The sequence below is a fragment of the Streptomyces sp. NPDC051217 genome, from assembly GCF_044455465.1.
GTDB lineage: Bacteria > Actinomycetota > Actinomycetes > Streptomycetales > Streptomycetaceae > Streptomyces.
Map to the genome: position 1 here is coordinate 84,253 of NZ_JBITEV010000008.1, position 19,152 is coordinate 103,404.

The 19,152-nt window shown below is 71.4% G+C and carries 19 protein-coding genes and 1 pseudogene; 8 read left to right on the top strand and 12 right to left on the bottom strand.

All coding sequences use genetic code 11. The features are described 5' to 3' along the window. Positions 1–106: 106 nt before the first annotated feature. Positions 107–1,003 (bottom strand): LysR family transcriptional regulator, encoded by an 897-nt coding sequence (locus tag ACIBBB_RS19405; protein WP_398983523.1) that lies wholly within the window; start codon positions 1,001–1,003, stop codon positions 107–109. Between the two features lie 94 nt (positions 1,004–1,097). Here ACIBBB_RS19405 and ACIBBB_RS19410 point away from each other — a divergent pair, with 94 nt between their 5' ends. The 3 genes from ACIBBB_RS19410 (at position 1,098) to ACIBBB_RS19420 (ending at position 4,005) form a co-directional block, all read left to right on the top strand. Next, positions 1,098–1,850, top strand: a complete 753-nt coding sequence (locus ACIBBB_RS19410; protein WP_398983525.1) for an MOSC domain-containing protein — start codon at positions 1,098–1,100, stop codon at positions 1,848–1,850. Between the two features lie 121 nt (positions 1,851–1,971). After that, a complete protein-coding gene (locus ACIBBB_RS19415) occupies positions 1,972–2,772 on the top strand; it encodes an SDR family NAD(P)-dependent oxidoreductase (RefSeq protein ID WP_398983527.1) in 801 nt (266 codons plus the stop codon). Between the two features lie 198 nt (positions 2,773–2,970). Continuing rightward, the gene (locus ACIBBB_RS19420; protein ID WP_398983529.1) at positions 2,971–4,005 is read left to right on the top strand and encodes a hydroxyacid dehydrogenase; all 1,035 of its coding nucleotides are present in this window, start codon (positions 2,971–2,973) and stop codon (positions 4,003–4,005) included. Positions 4,006–4,097: 92 nt separating this feature from the next. Here the strand turns inward: ACIBBB_RS19420 and groL are convergent, their stop codons facing one another. The 3 genes from groL to ACIBBB_RS19435 form a co-directional block, all read right to left on the bottom strand. Further along, the gene (gene groL, locus ACIBBB_RS19425; protein WP_398983531.1) at positions 4,098–5,723 is read right to left on the bottom strand and encodes a chaperonin GroEL; all 1,626 of its coding nucleotides are present in this window, start codon (positions 5,721–5,723) and stop codon (positions 4,098–4,100) included. A gap of 98 nt (positions 5,724–5,821) precedes the next feature. Beyond that, complete coding sequence (gene groES, locus ACIBBB_RS19430) at positions 5,822–6,130, bottom strand: co-chaperone GroES (RefSeq protein WP_189107608.1); 309 nt, start codon at positions 6,128–6,130, stop codon at positions 5,822–5,824. A 233-nt stretch (positions 6,131–6,363) separates the two neighbouring features. Continuing rightward, complete coding sequence (locus tag ACIBBB_RS19435; protein WP_398983534.1) at positions 6,364–7,362, bottom strand: polysaccharide deacetylase family protein; 999 nt, start codon at positions 7,360–7,362, stop codon at positions 6,364–6,366. A gap of 58 nt (positions 7,363–7,420) precedes the next feature. Here ACIBBB_RS19435 and ACIBBB_RS19440 point away from each other — a divergent pair, with 58 nt between their 5' ends. The 4 genes from ACIBBB_RS19440 (at position 7,421) to ACIBBB_RS19455 (ending at position 12,401) form a co-directional block, all read left to right on the top strand. After that, entirely contained in the window at positions 7,421–8,707 is a 1,287-nt protein-coding gene (locus ACIBBB_RS19440) for a methyltransferase domain-containing protein (protein WP_398983937.1), read from the top strand. 203 nt (positions 8,708–8,910) lie between these two features. Beyond that, positions 8,911–11,142 (top strand): Tox-REase-5 domain-containing protein, encoded by a 2,232-nt coding sequence (locus ACIBBB_RS19445; RefSeq protein ID WP_398983537.1) that lies wholly within the window; start codon positions 8,911–8,913, stop codon positions 11,140–11,142. 45 nt (positions 11,143–11,187) lie between these two features. Then, complete coding sequence (locus ACIBBB_RS19450) at positions 11,188–11,901, top strand: hypothetical protein (protein ID WP_398983539.1); 714 nt, start codon at positions 11,188–11,190, stop codon at positions 11,899–11,901. Continuing rightward, on the top strand, positions 11,898–12,401 hold the full coding sequence (locus ACIBBB_RS19455) for a hypothetical protein (protein WP_398983541.1): 504 nt from the start codon (positions 11,898–11,900) through the stop codon (positions 12,399–12,401). The genes ACIBBB_RS19450 and ACIBBB_RS19455 overlap by 4 nt, the downstream gene beginning before the upstream one ends. Positions 12,402–12,606: 205 nt before the next feature. On the opposite strand, the pseudogene ACIBBB_RS19460 reads toward ACIBBB_RS19455, so the two are convergent. Both ACIBBB_RS19460 and ACIBBB_RS19465 read right to left on the bottom strand, forming a co-directional pair. Continuing rightward, positions 12,607–12,963: pseudogene (locus ACIBBB_RS19460) on the bottom strand (hypothetical protein); the annotation flags it as partial. 143 nt (positions 12,964–13,106) lie between these two features. Next, positions 13,107–13,745, bottom strand: coding sequence for a hypothetical protein (locus ACIBBB_RS19465; protein WP_398983543.1), 639 nt, complete (start codon positions 13,743–13,745; stop codon positions 13,107–13,109). 155 nt (positions 13,746–13,900) lie between these two features. On the opposite strand from ACIBBB_RS19465, the gene ACIBBB_RS19470 reads away from it, so the two are divergent. After that, positions 13,901–14,704, top strand: coding sequence for an ArsR/SmtB family transcription factor (locus ACIBBB_RS19470; protein ID WP_398983545.1), 804 nt, complete (start codon positions 13,901–13,903; stop codon positions 14,702–14,704). Positions 14,705–14,730: 26 nt separating this feature from the next. Here ACIBBB_RS19470 and ACIBBB_RS19475 read toward each other — a convergent pair whose 3' ends face one another. The 6 genes from ACIBBB_RS19475 to tsaB all read right to left on the bottom strand — a co-directional run bounded on the left by ACIBBB_RS19475 (position 14,731) and on the right by tsaB (position 19,050). Further along, entirely contained in the window at positions 14,731–15,993 is a 1,263-nt protein-coding gene (locus ACIBBB_RS19475) for an RNA polymerase sigma factor (protein WP_398983547.1), read from the bottom strand. Between the two features lie 51 nt (positions 15,994–16,044). Further along, the gene (locus ACIBBB_RS19480) at positions 16,045–16,398 is read right to left on the bottom strand and encodes a YciI family protein (RefSeq protein WP_398983550.1); all 354 of its coding nucleotides are present in this window, start codon (positions 16,396–16,398) and stop codon (positions 16,045–16,047) included. A 148-nt stretch (positions 16,399–16,546) separates the two neighbouring features. Beyond that, a complete protein-coding gene (locus ACIBBB_RS19485) occupies positions 16,547–16,798 on the bottom strand; it encodes a hypothetical protein (protein ID WP_398983552.1) in 252 nt (83 codons plus the stop codon). After that, positions 16,795–17,892 (bottom strand): tRNA (adenosine(37)-N6)-threonylcarbamoyltransferase complex transferase subunit TsaD, encoded by a 1,098-nt coding sequence (tsaD, locus tag ACIBBB_RS19490; RefSeq protein WP_398983554.1) that lies wholly within the window; start codon positions 17,890–17,892, stop codon positions 16,795–16,797. The genes ACIBBB_RS19485 and tsaD overlap by 4 nt, the downstream gene beginning before the upstream one ends. Further along, complete coding sequence (gene rimI, locus ACIBBB_RS19495) at positions 17,885–18,370, bottom strand: ribosomal protein S18-alanine N-acetyltransferase (protein WP_398983939.1); 486 nt, start codon at positions 18,368–18,370, stop codon at positions 17,885–17,887. The genes tsaD and rimI overlap by 8 nt, the downstream gene beginning before the upstream one ends. Positions 18,371–18,390: 20 nt before the next feature. Next, entirely contained in the window at positions 18,391–19,050 is a 660-nt protein-coding gene (gene tsaB, locus ACIBBB_RS19500; protein ID WP_398983556.1) for a tRNA (adenosine(37)-N6)-threonylcarbamoyltransferase complex dimerization subunit type 1 TsaB, read from the bottom strand. Between the last annotated feature and the right edge of the window lie 102 nt (positions 19,051–19,152).

A 19,152-nucleotide genomic window follows, 5' to 3' on the forward strand; every position in this document is an offset into this window, starting at 1 on the left:
GACCGCGCACTGACCGCGCACCTCGCCACAGACGCTCCGAGTACCGCGCTCCCGTCACGGGCGGGAGCGGGACAGGGGTGGGGAAGGGGGCGCGACGGGGACGGCGTCAGCGCGAAGCGGCCCGTTCCAGTTGATCCAGCGTCGCCGCCACCGCCGGGACCCGTGCCAGATCGGGCAGGGTGAGCGCGACGATCTCCCGCCGGACCGCGGGCTCGACAGTGACCGTACGGGCGGCCTTCGGCAGCACCGACTCCATGGCCAGCTCCGGCAGGAAAGCGACCCCGAGCCCGGCCCCGACCAGGCCGATCACCGCGGGGTAGTCGTCCGTCGCGAAGTCGATACGGGGGGTGAAGCCCGCGTTCTCGCAGGCCTCCACCAGTTGGCGACGGCAGCGCGGGCACCCCGCGATCCAGGACTCGTCGGCGAGGTCCGCGATGGAGACGGCGGCGGCCCGGGCCAGCCGGTGGCCCTCGGGGAGCAGCCCCACCAGCCGGTCGGTGAGCAGGGGGCGTACGACCAGGTCGTCCCACTCCTCGGCGCCGCCGGTGGAGCCGTAACGGAACGCCAGCGCCACGTCGCAGTCGCCGTCGCGCAGCATCTCGACGGAGCGTGGCGGTTCCGCGTCGACCAGCGAGACACGGGTGCCGGGGTGGGCGGCGCGCAGGGCGGCCAGTGCTGCGGGGACGAGCGTGGAGCTGCCGCTCGGGAACGAGACCAGCCGGACCCGGCCGGCCCGAAGGCCCGCGATGGCGGCGACCTCCTCCTCGGCGGCGGTGAGTCCCGACAGGATGCCCGTCGCGTGCCGTACGAGCACTTCGCCGGCCTGGGTGAGGCGCATCTCGCGGCTGGTCCTGATCAGCAGGGTCGTACCGACCGAGGCTTCGAGGCCCTTCATCTGCTGGCTGACGGCGGGCTGGGTGCACCCCAGTTCCCGCGCCGCGGCGGAGAACGAGCCGGTGGCGGCGACGGCACGCAGGACACGGAGATGACGGGCTTCGATCACTCCGCAAACATAAGGGATGCTTGGGGGTATGAAGAAATGAGGGGTGGAGCATTTGAGAGGCATCGGACCGGGGCGGCGGGTTAGCGTGCCTGGCATGAGAGTTCTGACCGTGAATGTGGGACGCCCCAGGACCGTCGCCTACACGGACGCGCCGGGAGGCGCGACCGGTATCGACAAGCAGCCGGTGGACGGCCCGGTCGCGGTGCGCGATCCCGGCCGGAAGGGCACGGGCGCGAGCGGTCTCGTCGGGGACACGGTGTGCGATCTGCGCCATCACGGCGGCAGCGACCAGGCCGTGTACGTGTACGCGCGGGAGGATCTGGACTTCTGGGAGCGGGAGTTGGGGCGTCCGCTGGCCAATGGCGGCTTCGGCGAGAATCTCACGACGTCCGGTCTCGATCTCAACGGGACCAAGATCGGGGAGCGTTGGCGGGTCGGCCCCGATCTGGTGCTGGAGGCGACGAGCGGCCGGATTCCGTGCCGTACGTTCGCCGGCTGGCTCGGTGAGAAGGGGTGGGTCAGGCGGTTCACCCGGCAGGGCGTCACCGGTGCGTACTTCCGGGTCCTGGTGCCCGGAGAGGTCCGGGCGGGCGACCCGGTCGAGATCGTGCACCGGCCCGACCACGAGGTGACGGTGGCTCTCGCCTTCCGGGCCGTGACGACCGAGCGGGAACTGCTGCCGCGCGTGCTGGCGGCCGGAGAGGCCCTGCACACCGAGGAGTTGAGGATCGCGCGGGAGTACGTGGCGAACTACGGCGGGGCGGGCGGCGCCGGAACGGTGCCCGGCCCGGCGGACGGAAGTGCCGACGGTCCGGTGGGGAGCGCCGAGAGCGCCGGGGCGGTGTGACGCCGGAAACGACAGCGGGACGGGAAGCGGTGCGCCGGGGACGCCCCGAGGTGGGCGGGGGCGCCTTCCGCCCGTCGGACGGCCGTTCGCGCCGGGCGCGCGACCGTCTACCGTGCCGCCTATGACGACTGCTTTGATTACGGGTGCGACAGCGGGGATCGGCGCCGCGTTCGCGCGGCGGCTGGCGGCGGGCGGGACGACCTCCGGCGGGGTGGGAAGCGGCCACAACCTGGTGCTGGTCGCACGGGACACCGTGCGCCTTCAGCAACAGGCGACCGAACTCCACGACCTGCACGGCATCGAGGCGGAGGTGCTGACGGCCGACCTCTCCACGGACCTGGGCATCGCGGCGGTCGAGGAGCGTCTCGGCGACCGTAAGCACCCCATCGATCTGCTGGTCAACAACGCGGGGTTCGGGAACAAGGGCCGGTTCCTCGACGTCTCGATGGCCGACGAGCTGGTGATGCTGAAGGTGCACTGCGAGGCGGTGCTGCGGCTGACGTCGGCGGCCGTCCCCGGGATGAGGGAGCGCGGGCGCGGCGGGGTGGTGAACGTGTCGTCGGTGGCCGCGTTCGTGCCTCGCGGGACGTACGGCGCGTCGAAGGCGTGGGTCGTGCAGTTCACCCAGGGGGCTTCTCGGGACCTGGAGGGGACAGGGGTGCGGCTGATGGCGCTCTGCCCCGGCTTCACGCGGACGGAGTTCCACGACCGGGCGGGCATGGGGACGGACAACATCCCCAACTGGATGTGGCTGGACGCCGACAAGCTGGTGACGGCCGCGCTGGCCGACCTGGCGCGCGGCAAGGTGGTGTCGGTGCCCGATCCCCGGTACAAGGCGCTGATGAGCGCGGTGAAGCTCGTGCCGCGCGGGCTGCTCGGCGGGATCACGTCGAAGACGGGGCGGAAGTACGGCCCGCAGTAGCGGAGGGTGCGGTCGGTGCGGTCGGTGCGGTCGGGGCGGTCGGGGCGGTCGAACCGCGATCACCGTCACCCCGCTGATCATCGCCTTCGTCACCCGCCAGCGACACTGGAAGGCCGGACTCACCGCCGACAGCGTCAAGTAGCGTCGTCCGACGCCTGGAGTGACCCCCGCGGACCCACGAGGAGACCGACTTCCACCATGCACGACGCCACCGACAATCGGCCTTCCGCACTGCTCTCGATGAGTCCCGGTATCGCGGAGCGGCTGTTCTCGCCTGCTCATCTCGCCCGGCTGAGGGGCCTCGTACGCACCGATCCGCGGCTCGTCGCCCACACCCTCACCGGCCCCGGTCTGGACCCCGCCGTCGCCGTCGCGCTCGCGGACGCCGAACTGCTGATCACCTGCTGGGGCGCGCCTCCGCTCACCGCCGAGGTGCTCGGGGCCGCACCGCGGCTGCGCGCCGTCGTGCACGCGGCGGGCACCGTCAAGCACCACATCACGGACGCCTGTTGGGACCGGGGCATCGCGGTCACGTCGGCCGCGGCGGCCAACGCCAAGCCCGTCGCCGAGTACACGCTGGCCGCGATCCTCTTCGCGGGCAAGAGGGTCCTCGGCACGGCCCACCGCCACCGGGAGCTGCGCGCCTCCCACGACTGGCACCAGGAGCTGGGCGGGGCGGGCAACTACCGCCGTACGGTCGGCATCGTCGGCGCGTCCCGGATCGGCCGCCGGGTGATCGAACTGCTGCGGCCGTTCGACCTCGACGTCCTGCTGTACGACCCATACATCAACACCGCCGCCGCCGAGGCTCTCGGTGTCGAACCGGTGGCGCTGACCGAGCTGTGCGCGCGAAGCCAGGTGGTGTCCGTCCACGCACCGCAGGTCCCGGCCACCCATCGGATGATCGGCGCCGCCCAGCTCGCCGCGATGCCGGACGGGGCCACTCTGATCAACACCGCGCGCGGCTCGCTGATCGACGAGGCCGCGCTGCTCCCGCAACTGGTCTCCGGCCGGCTGAGCGCGGTGCTCGACGTGACGGATCCCGAACCGCCGTCGCCGGACTCGCCGTTGTACGACCTGCCGAACGTGCTGCTGACCCCGCATGTCGCGGGCTCGCTGGGCGGCGAGGTCCACCGGATGGCCGACCAGGCGCTGGACGAGGTGGAACGGTACGCGAAGGGGCTGCCGTTCGAGGATCCCGTACACCCCTCGGCGCTGCCGCACTCGGCCTGAGCCGTACACCGGAACGCGCGCCGGACGCGCCGAGGCCCGGCACCCCCGAAGGGGCGCCGGGCCTCGGCGCGTGTACCACGGAGCTGCTTGCCTCAGTGGCTGTGGCCGTGACCGCCGTGACCGGCGTCGCCCTCTTCCTCGGCCGGCTTCTCGACGACCAGGGTCTCGGTCGTGAGGAGCAGCGACGCGATGGAAGCGGCGTTCTCCAGCGCGGAGCGGGTGACCTTGACCGGGTCGATGACGCCGGCCTTCACCAGGTCGACGTACTCGCCGGTCGAGGCGTTGAAGCCGTGACCCGCGTCGAGCTCGGCGACCTTCGCGGTGATGACGTAGCCCTCAAGACCGGCGTTCTCGGCGATCCAGCGCAGCGGCTCGACCACGGCGCGGCGGACGACCGCGACACCGGTGGCCTCGTCGCCCGTCTTGCCCAGGCCGTCCTCCAGCACCTTGGCGGCGTGCACCAGGGCGGAGCCACCACCGGAGACGATGCCCTCCTCGACCGCGGCGCGGGTCGCGGAGATGGCGTCCTCCAGACGGTGCTTCTTCTCCTTGAGCTCCACCTCGGTGGCGGCGCCGACCTTGATCACGCACACGCCGCCGGCCAGCTTCGCGAGGCGCTCCTGGAGCTTCTCGCGGTCCCAGTCGGAGTCCGTGGACTCGATCTCGGCCTTGATCTGGTTGACGCGTCCGGCGACCTCGGTGCTCTCGCCACCGCCGTCGACGATCGTGGTGTCGTCCTTGGAGACCGTGACGCGGCGGGCGGTGCCCAGCACGTCGAGACCGGCCTGGTCGAGCTTGAGGCCGACCTCTTCGGCGATGACGGTCGCGCCCGTGAGGGTGGCGATGTCGCCGAGCATGGCCTTGCGGCGGTCACCGAAGCCGGGGGCCTTCACCGCGACGGCGTTGAAGGTCCCACGGATCTTGTTGACGACGAGGGTGGAGAGCGCCTCGCCCTCGACGTCCTCGGCGATGATCAGCAGCGGCCGGGAGCCGCCCGCCTGGATGACCTTCTCCAGCAGCGGGAGCATGTCCTGGATGGAGCCGATCTTGCCCTGGTTGATCAGGATGTACGGGTCGTCGAGGACGGCCTCCATACGCTCCTGGTCGGTCACCATGTACGGCGAGAGGTAGCCCTTGTCGAAGGCCATGCCCTCGGTGAACTCCAGCTCCAGGCCGAAGGTGTTGGACTCCTCGACGGTGATGACACCGTCCTTGCCGACCTTGTCCATCGCCTCGGCGATGAGCTCGCCGACCTGCGAGTCCTGGGCGGAGAGCCCGGCGACGGCGGCGATGTCGGTCTTGTCGTCGATCGGGCGGGCCGTGTCCAGCAGCTGCTTGGAGACGGCGGCGACCGCGGCGTCGATGCCCTTCTTCAGGGCGGCCGGGGAGGCGCCGGCGGCGACGTTGCGCAGGCCCTCGCGGACCAGCGCCTGGGCCAGCACGGTGGCGGTGGTGGTGCCGTCACCCGCGATGTCGTTGGTCTTGGTCGCCACCTCCTTCACGAGCTGGGCGCCGAGGTTCTCGTACGGGTCGTCGAGCTCGACCTCGCGGGCGATCGTGACACCGTCGTTGGTGATGGTCGGCGCGCCGAACTTCTTGTCGATGACGACGTTGCGGCCCTTGGGGCCGATCGTCACCTTCACCGTGTCGGCAAGCTTGTTGACGCCGCGCTCAAGGGCGCGACGGGCGTCCTCGTCGAACTTCAGGATCTTCGCCATGGGAGCTTTCTCTTGTCCTCTCGAACGAACAACGAACTACGCCCCGGACCACCCGGCGATGCGGGGGCCAGGGGCGTAGTTCACAGCGGACTGTGGAATTACTTCTCGATGATCGCGAGCACGTCGCGAGCCGAGAGGACGAGGTACTCCTCGCCCGTGTACTTCACCTCAGTACCGCCGTACTTGCTGTACAGAACGACGTCGCCGACGGAAACGTCGAGCGGAAGACGCTCGCCGTTCTCGAAGCGACCCGGACCGACGGCCAGGACGACGCCCTCCTGGGGCTTCTCCTTGGCAGTGTCCGGAATAACCAGGCCAGAGGCCGTGGTCTGCTCTGCGTCGAGCGGCTGGACCACAATGCGGTCCTCGAGCGGCTTGATGGCAACCTTGGTGCTGGCGGTCGTCACGATCCGACCTCCCCCTTCGGAGATCTCACGGGGTTAACTGTCTGGGTGGCGTGACCGGGGTCGATCCGTCGTCGCGGGTGCCGGACCTGTCCTGTCACGCATTGGCACTCTCCAGTGGGGAGTGCCAGACATGACACTATGACCGCGATTAGCACTCGGTCAAGCTGAGTGCCAGTCGGGCTCCGCGCGGCGCCCCCGTCCGGCCCCTCCGGCGAGGGCCGCGGGCCGGTGAACTAGACGTAGTCCTCCAGCTTCGCCACCGCGTAGCCCTTGTCCGTGATCGTCTTCATGACGTGCCGGATCATGTCGGGCATCGAGCCCTTCCAGTCCTCCTTCCCGCGGAAGTGCGTGAGGACGATGTCACCGGGATGCAGGTTCCGGTCCCACTCGCGCCACTCCATGTGGTCGGGGAACGCCTCGGACGACCACAGAGGGACCGCCTTGACGCCGCAGGACTTGGCGGCGCGCAGGGTGTCGGCGTCGTAGTTGCCGTACGGCGGCCGGAAGAGCTCGGGCCGCTTCCCGTACCGCTTCTTGATCTTCTCCTGCTGGCCGCAGATCTCCCGCTTCTGCTCCTTGTAGGAGAGCCCGGGAAGGTAGGGGTGGGTGAGGGTGTGGTTGTGCAGGGAGACGCCGCGGGACTGCATCTTCTTGAAGTAGGCGTAGTTGTCGTTGATGACGTAGTCGCTGAGGAAGGCGCTGTACGGGATCTTCAACTCGCCCATCATCCGCAGCAGTTCGGGGTCCTTCTCGGCGCCGTCGTCGATCGTCAGGAAGACGATCTTCTCCTTCGTCGGGACGGCGGTGAAGACCGGCGGCAGCGTCGCGCCGCCCGTGACCTCGAAGCCCTTGCGGGTGGTGATCCGCGGCTTCACCGCGGGCGGCGGGGGCGCGGCGAGCGGGGTCTTGGCGAGCTTCCACTTCTTGGCGGCCACCGCGCGCAGCGCCTGGGCATGGACGACAGCGGCGGCGTCGGCCTTCTTGGCGGCCTCGGCGCCGGGCCCGGCCCGGCCGGGCTTCCCGGGGGCGGACTCCACGGGTCCACCGCCACCGCCGCCCCCGTCCCCGCTCCGCCCGCCGGCGCCATTGCCGTTACGGTCGCCGGACTCCCCCGCACAGGCGGCGGCGAGCGCGGCGATCAGGAGTACGGCGGCCACGGTGCGCGCCCGTCCGCCCGGGTGTCTTTTCAGTAGCTCCGAGGCTTTATCTTCGTTTTGTCGTACTAGTTGCATGGCGCCGCATCCTGTCAGCGCCCGGTCCACGTGCCCGGCCGACACCGCCGTGGGAGCGATGGCGGTCCCCCGGCCGGCCCACAATGGCCCGGTGAACGACCGCACCCCCGCACCCCTGTCCCCGCTCCTCTCCGAGGAGGGCCAGGCCCTCCTCGCCGCCCTTCGCGACTACGACCCCGCGCGGGAGCTGGCCCTGGCGACCCGGCTGCGCCGCGACCACCCCGCCGAGCTGGTCTCGTCGGCCCTCGCGCAGGCCCGGCTGCGACAGCGCGCGGTCGTGAAATTCGGCGAGCGTGACGCGTACCGCATGTACTTCACGCCGGACGGCGTCGAGCAGGCCACCCGCACCTCGGTCGCCGCCCACCGGGCGGCCCGGTTCCGGGACATCGGCTCCACGGCCGGGGGTCGCGCGGGCGGGCGCCCGGCGCGGATCACGGATCTGTGCTGCGGCATCGGCGGCGACGCGATCGAGCTGGCCCGCGCGGGGTTCGCCGTGACCGCCGTCGACCGTTCCCCGGCGGCCTGCGAGATCGCCGCGCACAACGTCCGTACGCTCGCGCCCGACGCCCCGCCGCCGACCGTCGTGTGCGCGGACGTCATGACGTACGACCTGACGGCCGCGCCCACCCCTGACGCCCTGTTCATCGACCCGGCGAGGCGCGGCGGCCGGGGGCGGATCTTCGACCCGGAGGCGTACTCGCCGCCGCTGTCCTGGGCGATCGGGGCGGTACGTGAGGTCGGCGCGGGTGGCATCAAGATCGCGCCGGGCATCCCGCACGAGCTGGTGCCCGACGATTTCGAGGCCGAGTGGATCTCCGACGGCGGCGACGTCAAGGAGGCGGTGCTCTGGCACGACGCGACCGCCTCCGACGGCCCCGGCCGGGTCACGCCCGGCGCCCGGCGCGCCACCCTGCTCCCGGCGGGAGTCACTCTCACCGGCCGCGGACTGCCGGACCCTCGGGTCAGAAAGGTCGGCCGCTATCTGTACGAGCCGGACGGCGCCGTCATCCGCGCCCATCTGGTCGCCGAGGCCGCCGACGAGCTGGACGGCGGGCTGATCGACGAGACGATCGCGTACATCACGGCGGACGAGGCACGCCCGACGCCGTACGCGACCGCCTACGAGATCACCGACGAACTGCCCTTCAGCCTCAAGCGGCTCAAGGCCCTGCTCCGCGAGCGCGGGGTCGGCATCCTGACGGTCAAGAAGCGCGGCTCGCCGGTCGAACCGGAGGAGCTGCGGCGGAAGATGAAGCTCAAGGGCCGGAATTCGGCCACGGTCTTCCTCACCCGGGTCGCCGGCGCGCCGACGATGCTGCTCGGCAGACCCGCCGGGAGGGCGTGAGTCCCGGCCATTCAGGGCCTGTTCCCACCGTCTCCGCTCCTCGCCAATCACCCCGAACCGCCTTGTGGCAGAGCACATTTGAGAGGGTTTTGGGTCTCTGGGCCCATGCGCGCTGACGTGTTCAGGTCATAGGCTCCGCCGAGGGGCGGCCTGACACGTGTCGCCTGAACGCCGCGGTTCGTGAAGGTGGTTGGGAGCTCGGAATGGCTGGTTACGGGGGAGCATCGACGTACGACGGCGCGTGGACACCGCCCGATCCGTCCGGGCGGCGCGACATGCCCCAACTGCTGCAAGTCGCCCGGTGGTTGATCCACGCGCTCTTCGGCTTCACCGTACTGGGCGGGGTCGGCCTGCTTCTCTCCGCCGCCGACGCCGACGCGGTCGACGCGGAGCTGATCGGCCTCGTCGTGTGGGCGGCGGCGCCCGGTACGGCCGGCTGGCTGCTGTCCCGGCGGCTGTGGACCGGCGGGGTGTGGGAGTGGCGAGCGCTGATCGCCGTACAGGCGTGGCTGGTCGCCGGAGGCATCTCCAACATCACCGAGGGCTCCTTCCAGGGCTTCACTCAACTGCTACTGCCCGTACTGATCCTCATCTTCCTGAGCCGTTCCGAGAGCCGGGAGTGGACAAGGCTCGCCGTGGAACGGCGGGCGGAGCGCCGGCGGTTCTCGTTCGCCCGGTTCATCAGGTGGCGGAGTGACGGGGGCCAGACGGCGCTCGAATACCTCGGGCTGTTCGTCCTCGTCGCCGCGATCATCGTCGGGCTCACGGTGAGCGGCGTCGGCGGGCAGATATCCAGCGGCCTCCAGTCCGCGGTCTGTTCGATCACGGGCACGGCGTGCCCGGCCGCCGACGGCGACTCGGTCGAGGCGGGCGACGGCCAGGACGAACCCGGCGGCGACCAGGGTGACCCGGCAGACCCCGGGAACCCTGGCGACCCCGGCGACCCCGGCGACCCCGGCGATCCGCAGGACGGCGAGAACGGCGGCACCGTCCCCGTGGGCGTCGAGACCGACGAGGACCGGAACGACGCCGCCGCCGACGAACCGGGATGGGACGAGGACCAGGCCGCCGCCGACAACGGAGACGACGGGGAGGAGAAGGAGGACTGCGGAGGCTGGGGCTTCTTCTCGTGCGCGGGCGACCGGATCACCCAGGTCGTCAAGGGCGTTGCCGTGGACGGCTTCTGGGGCGACGTCACCGGCGTCTGGGACCTGGTCACCGACCCGGGCGGCACCTGGGACGGGCTGAAGGACTACGGCAGCGGCCTGGGCGACGAGTGGTCGCAGGACGCCAAGGACGCGGGCGACAAGTGGGCGAAGGGCGACTACTTCGACGCGCTGACCGACTGGGGCGGCGCGTCCGTGAACACGGTCGTCAGCGTCGGCGACGACATGTTCGTCGGCGACGAGGTCCGCGACCGGTGGAACAACGGCGAGAAGACGCGGGCGGTCACCGACGTCGTCTGGAACGTCGGGTCGATCTTCATCCCCGGCTACAACGCGGCGAAGGTCGGCGGAAAACTCGGCAAGATCGGCAAGTTGGGCAAGCTCGGGAAACTGGGCAAGGCGGCGGACAAGGCGAGGGAGGCCGCCGACCGGGCCCGGAAGGCCGCGGAGAAGGGCGACGTCAAGGCGGCCGACGAGGCGGCGGCGGAGGCCCGGAAGCACGCCGACGACGCCCGGAAGGAGCTGGCGGAGAAGGGCTGTGTGATCAGCTCCGGCCCGATCGGCGGCCGGCTCCCGGGCGGGCCCGGCGGCTCCGGCGCTGGAGCACCCTCGCTCAGCGGCGGTGTCAACGCCGCCGGGCGGACCGTGGCGGTCTACCGGGCGAACGGCGTCCCCGTACTCCTGCCGTTCGAGAAGAAGTGCGACGGCGCGAGCCAGGAGGAGATCGACGCCGCCGAGCAGGCCAAGAAGGACGCAGACGCGGCGAAGGAAGCGCAGAAGGAGGCCGGCCGCAAGGCGGTCTCCAAGTGGAAGAAGCCGTCCTGGTACGGCGACCTGAAGAACCCCCGCAAGGGCTCCGCCGACCTCGGCGACGGCAAGTGGAAAACGAAGAAGTCGGTCGCGTACAACCCCGCGATGGAACGCTGGATGCGGTTCCAGGAGCAGGTCTCCGGGGTCAAGCGCGGCAAGGAGTACGCGGTGAAGGACCCGGACACCGGCCGCGACGTCGACTTCGACGGCTGGGACTCCGCCGGGCAGAAGTACAAGGAGGCGAAGTTCGGCTATGGGGGCAAGGTCCGTCCGAATGGCACTCTGGAACCCGCACAGGCCACCAAGTGGGTCGAACAGGCACGGCGCCAGGTGCGGGCGGCGAACGGCAAGCCGGTTGAATGGAACTTCTCCAACAAGCAGGCCGCCGACGCCGCGCAGAAGGCGTTCGACGATGCTGGGGTGGACGTGGACGTCGTTCACACGCCCTGGGAGAAGTGAGAAGCGGGAAGCAGGAGCACGATCGGAGTGTCGGGAGTGTCGAGCATGGCGAGCGAAACCATCGTGAAGGCGTCCTGGGGACCCAGGCCCGAGTCCTCCCAGGAACTGGCCGGGCGCTGGCTGGACCTGCTGGGGCGGCTGACCGACCTGTCGGCGGGTGACCTGGCCGAGTGGCGGTGGGACACCGACGGCGCCGCGCCCGGCGCCGCCGTGCCGGACGACCTCGGCGCCTTCGCCGCGGCGATCGAGGCGGCCAACCCGCACGACGACGCGGACATCATCGGCCGGACGGCTGTCGTCGTGGCCCGGCGCCAGGACGGCGGATACGCGCAGCTCAAGGTGGGGGCGGGCGGTACGGACGGATACACCCCGTTCAGCGCGGCGCTGCTGCTCCTCCCCGGCTCCCCGGACGCCGCCGCGCCGCTCGCGGACCGGCTCCCCGAGGCTCTGGCCGCCGTGGCCGACGTCTGGGACGCGGACACCGGGAGCGCGCACGACCGCGAGCTGTTCAACGCGCTGAAGTCCGCGTACGGCCTGCGGGCCTCGCATCCGCGCTGCGGCTGGTCCGTCTTCGTGTCGGCGAACCGGGCCGCGCGGGTGCCCGCGGACCTGGCCGCGCCACGCCTGGCAGCCGGGCCCGGCGGAGTCGTACTGGATATCGGTACCACCACGGACGCGGTGCTCGCGGCGCACAAGACGCTCGCCGACGCGGGGGCGCTGGCACCGCTGCCCACGCCGGCGGACCGGCCGAAGCTGTGACCTCGGGGGCTCCGGAACCGGGACGCGACCCGCTCGAATTCAAGGCGGCGGTCGACGCGCGGACCGCCGCCGTCGTACGGATCGCCACCGCGCCGTACGCCCCGCCCTGGCCGGACGGCGTCGACCCGGGCCGGTCCGGCGCGGGGGCGGACTTCGCGATCGTCGCGCTACGGGTCAGCCCCGACTTCTACGAGGACGAGGACGGCGAACTCCACGCGGCCGTCACCGACGAGTACGAGACCGAGCTCTGGGGAGTCGTACTCGCCCTCGACGCCCGGTGGGGCGCGCACCTGACCGTCGGGCTGGAGGAGTACGGCGACCAGCACCTGGCCGGGGAGCCGGTGCCGCCGTTCTACGCGGCCCTGTTCGACCTGGGCTATTTCGGCGACCTTCAGACGTGGCAGGTGGGCGGGCGCCGGGTCTCCGTCGGGGTGGGGCAGATGGACGCGGAGGAGCCTCTGGTGCTGTTCGCGGCGGTCAACGGCGCGCCGAGCACCTGAGGGCGCGCCGACCCGAACCCCCCGGTGGCGCCCTTCAGCCCTGGTCCTGGTCCTTGTCCCCTGGCGCCTTGGACTCCTCCGGTTTCTTCTTCAACATCTCAGGCATCTCAGCCGTCTCGGACGTCTCCGATGTCTTCGGCGCCCTCGGCCCACCGGCCCTCAGCTCCGCGTCCTTGATCTGGGCGTCGAGAAGCAGTTGGTCCAGGTCCGTGATCTCGTCCGCGTATATCCGCGACAGCGGTTGCGGTCCGACGTACTGCTGGCAGTTGCACTGCGCCAGCTCGTACCGCTTCGGCTTCTTGTTCTCGTCCCAGGCCGTCGCCACTTCCACGTTCTCGTGGCACTTGCCCTGCTTGTCGTGCTTGGCGAGATGGTGCGAACACCCGCAGACGGGCTCCGGCGGCTTGTGTGACTCCTCCAGGGCGAGCCGGCCGCCCTCGACGAGCTTGATGCGCTCCACTCTTCGCTCGTGCCGGGTGCGCAGCGCGCTCCGACCCGTATCGGCGACCCAGCTGAAGCCACCGACCATGAAGAAGACGAAAATCCACCAGAGCCAGTTCATCCGCCGCCCCTTCACCCAATGAATTGGCGCATGCGTTCCACCCAGGATAGAACGGACGGCGTAGGAACGGCCTCAGAGAGCGGGGGGCGACTTCGGGACACATCCGGGCATCACGCGTCACTCAGGTCCCGAAAATCACATTTTCAGCGGTGGGCGCCGCCGCGTCCGCGCTCGGGCGCCGGGCTCAGTACGTGCCCGGCCCACCTCTGGTGGAGTAAGGCCCGGATCGCGCCGAGCACGCCGATGACCAGCGCTATCACGCCGATCCCGACGAGATACGCCACCTCTCCGAGGCCCGCGGAGTCCGGCCGGCCCCCGCCGGTCAGGGCCAGCCCCAGCCCTACGACACACAGCGCGACGGACATTCCCAGCCACACCCCGCTCCGGGCGCCCGCCCGCAGCCGGTGGTCGTTCCGGGGATCCGGCGCCAGCCCGGCCCAGGCGTCGAGCCTCTCGCGCGCGGTGCGGTCCCTGGCGACGCCGAATCCGGCGCCGATCACCGCGGGGACCATGACGATCACGCCGAGGACCAGTTCGACCAGCCCAGTGATGTAGTCGGCGGTCCGGTCCTCGAAATGGCCGAGCCCGAGGCTGAACAGGACCCACCCCATCCCCGCGCCGAGCCCCAGCGACCAGAGCCGCAGCATCCGCACGACGGAGAGGCCGCGCCGCTGCAACTCCGTCATCGCGGCCGCACGCTCCGCGAGCAGCGCCTCACGGTCGGGCCAGTCACGCAGGTGCGCGGGCGGCGGCGGGGGCGGTAACGGCGCACGACGGAACATCCGGGGAGGTTATCGCCCGTGATCATCACAGGACCGACCGGGGATCACCACCAGCGGTCCACGAGAGAAGCCCGTACCGATTGACATGCAGCCACCAGGCTGCCTAAATTATAGGCAGCTGAATGGCTGCGTATCGAGGTCGAGGGTGACGCGTGATGGACGAAGTCTTCAAAGCGCTGGCCGACCCCGGCCGGCGACGCCTGCTGGACAGTCTCGACGCCCGCAACGGGCAGAGCCTGCGGGAGCTGTGCGCCGAGCTCGACATGGCCAGGCAGTCGGTCAGCAAGCACCTGGCGGTGCTCGAAGCGGCGAATCTCGTCACCACCGTGCGGCGCGGCAGGGAGAAGCTCCACTACCTCAACGCCGTGCCGATCAACGCCATCGCCGACCGCTGGATGAACAAGTACGACCGCGGGCGGGCGAGCGCCCTCGCGGACCTGAAAACGGCACTGGAGGGCAGCACCATGACCACGAACGACAGCGGCGACACCGCGTTCGTCTACCGCACCTACATCAGGACCACACCCGAGAAGCTCTGGGGGGCCCTGACCGACCCGGCGTTCACCACCCGCTACTGGGGCGTGACGTTCGAGTCGGACTGGCGGGCCGGGTCGGAGATGTCCTGGGAGCAGTTCGGGGTGAAGATCACCGACCCCGAGCAGGTCGTGCTGGAGTCGGAGCCGTACCGCCGACTCTCCTACACCTGGCACACCATGACGCCGGAGTTCGCGGAGGCGACGGGCCTCGGCGAGGAGTACCGGGCCAGGGCGGCGGCCGAGGAGCGGTCGAAGGTGACGTTCGAGATCGAGCCGATGGGCGCCATGGTCAAGCTGACCGTGATCCACGACGGCTTCGCGCCCGGGTCCACCATCCTGTCGAGCGTCAGTGAGGGCTGGCCTGCGCTGCTGTCGAGCCTCAAGACGATGCTGGAGACGGGCGAGACGCTGCCCGAGGGCTAGGCCGTGTCCGCGGCGGGCGAGCGGGCTCAGAGCCCGGCTGCCCGCTCCTCCAGGAGCGTGCGCTCCCGTTCGTTGCGGGTCAGCCCCGCCGCCCGTACGAATTCGGCCCGCGCCTCCTCCGTACGCCCCAGCCTCGCCAGCAGATCCCCGCGCACGCTCGGCAGCAGGTGGTAGCCCTTGAGCGCGGGCACCGCCGCCAGCGCGTCGACCAGCGCCAGGCCCGCTTCCGGCCCTTCGGACATCGAGACGGCGACCGCGCGGTTCAGCTCCACGACGGGCGAGGGAGTGAGCGCGGCGAGCCGCCCGTACAGCGCGGCGATCGTGGCCCAGTCGGTGGACTCGTACGTCGCCGCCCCCGCGTGACACGCGGCGATCGCCGCCTGGAGTGCGTACGGGCCGGGGACGCCGTCCAGCGCGCTCGCCCGGGTCAGGGCGTCCACGCCACGGCGGATCAGCAGCCGGTCCCAGCGGGCGCGGTTCTGGTCGGCGAGCAGGACGGGCGCGCCGTCGGGGCCGGTACGGGTGGCGATACGGGACGCCTGAAGCTCCAACAGGGCCCCCAGGGCGTGCACTTCGGGCTCCTTGGGCATCAGCCCGCCCAGTACGCGCGCGAGCCGCAGCGCGTCCTCGCACAGGCCGGGGCGCAGCAGGTCGTCCCCGGCGGTGGCGGAGTAGCCCTCGTTGAAGACGAGGTAGATGACCTCCAGCACGGACGCCAAGCGCGCTTCGCGCTCGGCGCCGTACGGCACCTCGAAGGGGACGCCCGCCTTGGCGAGGCCGCGTTTGGCGCGCACGATGCGCTGCGCGACGGTCGGCTCCGGCACCAGAAAGGCGCGGGCGATCTCCTCCGTGGTGAGGCCGCCGAGCAGCCGCAGCGTGAGGGCGACGCGCGCCTCGGTGGACAGGACCGGGTGGCAGGAGACGAAGACGAGCCGCAGCAGGTCGTCGTCGATGTCGTCCGCCTCGGCGGGCTCGGGCGGCGCAGCCGTGTCCTCAAGGGTGCGGCCGACCTCGGCGAGCTTGCGCGCGTACGTCTCGCGGCGGCGTACGAGATCGATGGCACGGCGCCTGGCCGTGGCCATGAGCCACGCACCGGGATTGTCAGGAACCCCCGACTCCGGCCACTGTTCCAGGGCGGCGACCAGGGCGTCCTGCGCCAGTTCCTCGGCGATGCCGACATCGCGTACGACGCGTGCGACGGCGGCGATGATCCTGGACTGCTCGATCCTGAATACCGCTTCCACCGCGCCCGCGCTGCCGCCGCCCTCGCCGTCTGCCGTCACGGCCACCCATCAGAACACCGGGGCGGACGGACGGCAAACGGACGCGGGGGACGACGGCTATTCGGCGATCTGGCGGGTCTCGGCGGTCAGGGTCCAGTACTCCTCGTGGATCTGGAGGAACCGCTTGGCCCACTCGACGGCCTCGGCCTGTGTCTTGGCCTGGACGATCGAGTACCCGCCGATGACCTCCTTGGACTCGGTGAACGGCCCGTCGGTGACCGACAGCTTGCCGCCCGACCAGGTCACCCGGGTGCCCTCGGCGGACGGGTACAGCCCGCCGGTCTCCAGCATGGCGCCGGCCTTGTTCATCTCCTCGGCCAGCTTCCCCATCCGCTCGCCCAGTTCGGCACTGTGGCCCTCGGCCGGCTGGTTGGACTCGTCGAGGTGGATCAGGGTCATGAAGCGCGGCATGGTGACTCCTCGGTGTGTGGTGGCGGGCTGTTCCCCGCCTCTCACCCTCGCGTCGAACGGACCGGCCCCGGATCGACACACGCCGCGATATTTTCTTCCGAAGTTCTTCCTCTTCCGAAATTCCTCGCGGCGGTTCGCGGACCGGGATTCAGTCGGCCGTCTCGAACCGCCAGCGGTGCACGGCCCGCGCCACCAGGTCGTCGGCCGGCTCCGGGATCTCGGGCAGGTCCGCGTCGTACGGCGCGTCCCACCAGGTCATCACCAGCACCCGGCCGCCGGGCGCGGTGAGCGTCTCGCGGCGCCGGGGGGCGGGGGCGAGAGCCCGCGCACGGGCCCACTCCAGCAGTTCGGCGTCCCGGCCGGGCGCGGCCTTGGCCTCCCACATCAGCGCGACGGTCACGAGTAGAGGTTCTCCTTGCCGGCCTCGTGCACATGGTCGTGATGATGATTCCGGCCCGGTACGTGGGTCTCCGTCACCGGCAGTGAGGAGTCCGCCGACAGGTCCCAGTCCGACGCGGGCCGGTTCCGCGCCACCATCTCGGCGCCGAGCGCGGCGACCATCGCGCCGTTGTCCGTGCAGAGTCCGGGCCGCGGCACCCGCAGCCGGATGCCCGCCCGCTCGCACCGGTCTGCGGCCAGCGCGCGCAGCCGCGAGTTGGCGGCGACGCCGCCGCCGATCATCAGGTGGTCCACGCCCTCGTCCTTGCAGGCGCGCACCGCCTTTCGCGTCAGCACGTCCACCACCGCCTCCTGGAAGGACGCGGCCACGTCCCGTACGGGAACGTCCTCGCCCGCCGCCCGCTTCGCCTCGATCCAGCGTGCGACCGACGTCTTGAGCCCGGAGAAGGAGAAGTCGTACGGCGCGTCGCGCGGACCGGTGAGTCCGCGCGGGAACGCGATCGCCGCCGGGTCGCCCTCGCGCGCGAGCCGGTCGATCACCGGGCCGCCGGGGAAGCCCAGTTGAAGCACGCGCGCGATCTTGTCGAAGGCCTCGCCCGCCGCGTCGTCGATGGTCGCGCCCATGGGCCGTACGTCGGCGGTGATGTCCGGCGCGAGCAGCAGCGACGAGTGCCCGCCGCTGACCAGCAGCGCCATCGTGGGCTCGGGCAGCGGCCCGTGCTCCAACTGGTCGACGCAGATGTGCGAGGCGAGGTGGTTCACGCCGTAGAGGGGCTTGCCGAGCGCGTACGCGTACGCCTTCGCGGCCGACACCCCGACCAGCAGCGCCCCGGCCAGCCCGGGACCGGCCGTGACCGCGATCCCGTCGAGGTCGCGGGCGTTCACCCCGGCCTCCTTCAGCGCACGCTCGACCGTCGGCACCATCGCCTCCAGGTGCGCGCGGGAGGCGACCTCGGGGACGACGCCGCCGAAGCGCGCGTGCTCGTCGACGCTGGAGGCGATGGCGTCGGCGAGCAGGGTCGTACCGCGGACGATGCCCACGCCCGTCTCGTCGCACGAGGTCTCGATGCCGAGGACGAGAGGTTCGTCAGCCATTGATCTCTGTTCCTTGTCTGGGGACGCCCCGCTCGTCGTGCATGGAGAGGCGCATGACGAGGGCGTCGACGTTGCCCGGCTGGTAGTAGCCCCGGCGGAAGCCGATGGGCTCGAAGCCGAACCGCTCGTACAGCTTCTGCGCGCGGGGGTTGTCCACCCGCACTTCGAGCAGTACCTCCTCGCACTCGAAGGCGGTGGCGTGCTGGAGGAGATCGGTGAGCAGCCGCGAGCCGAGCCCGCTCCCCCAGCGGTCGCGGGCGGCGGCGATGGTCTGTACGTCGCCGAGGCCACCGGCGGCGGCGAGCCCGGCGTAGCCGACGAGGCGGCCGTCGTCGGCCTCGGCGACCACATAACGGCGGGTGGCGGCGGGGCCTCGCGCGTGGGCCAGCTCGGACCAGAACATGCCCGGTGACCAGGCGTCCTCGGGGAACAGCTCGTGCTCCAGGGCGAGCACGGCCTCGATGTCCCACCAGCGCATCTCGCGCAGGGTCGTATCGGTCACTTCGGGGTGACCACCTTGTAGTTCTTGGGCACCTGCGCGTCGGGACGGCGCAGATAGAGGGGCAGCGCGGGGAGGAACGCGTCGCCGTCGCCGGCCGCGAGTCTCTCGGCGGCCAGTGACGCGAGCGCGGCGGCCGACTGGTGCTCGGGCCCGCGCGCGTCCCCGAACGCCTCCGGGTAGAGCGTGCCGCCCGCCCCGACGACCGGCAGCCCCGCCAGCTCGGCCGCGATGTCGGCGGGCCGGTCGACGGCGGGCTCGGTCAGCCGCGTACGGGAGTCGGCGTACCGCGCCCAGTAGACCTCCTTGCGGCGCGCGTCCGTCGCGACCACGAAGGGCTCGTCGAGCCCGGCGGCGTACGCGAGTCCGTCCAGCGTGCACAGGCCGTGGACCGGGACCCCGAGCGTCGAGCCGAAGGCCGCGGCGGTGACCAGGCCGACGCGCAGTCCGGTGTACGGGCCGGGGCCCACGCCCACGACCAGGTCCGTCACCGCCCCGAGCGCGAGACCGGCCCCGGCCAGGACGCGGTCGACGGCGGGCAGCAGCAGCTCGCCGTGCCGCCGGGCGTCGACCTGGCTCTCGGCGGCGAGGACGGAGACACCGTCGTGGAGGGCGACGGTGACGGCGGGCGTGGCGGTATCAACGGCGAGCAGGAGCACACAAACAGCCTACGGCTCCCCCGGTGGCCCCTGGGGCCGGGCACGGCAGCCCGGCCGCCCCGTCGGCTGCTGCTAACGTCACCACGCACACGTACGTACGAG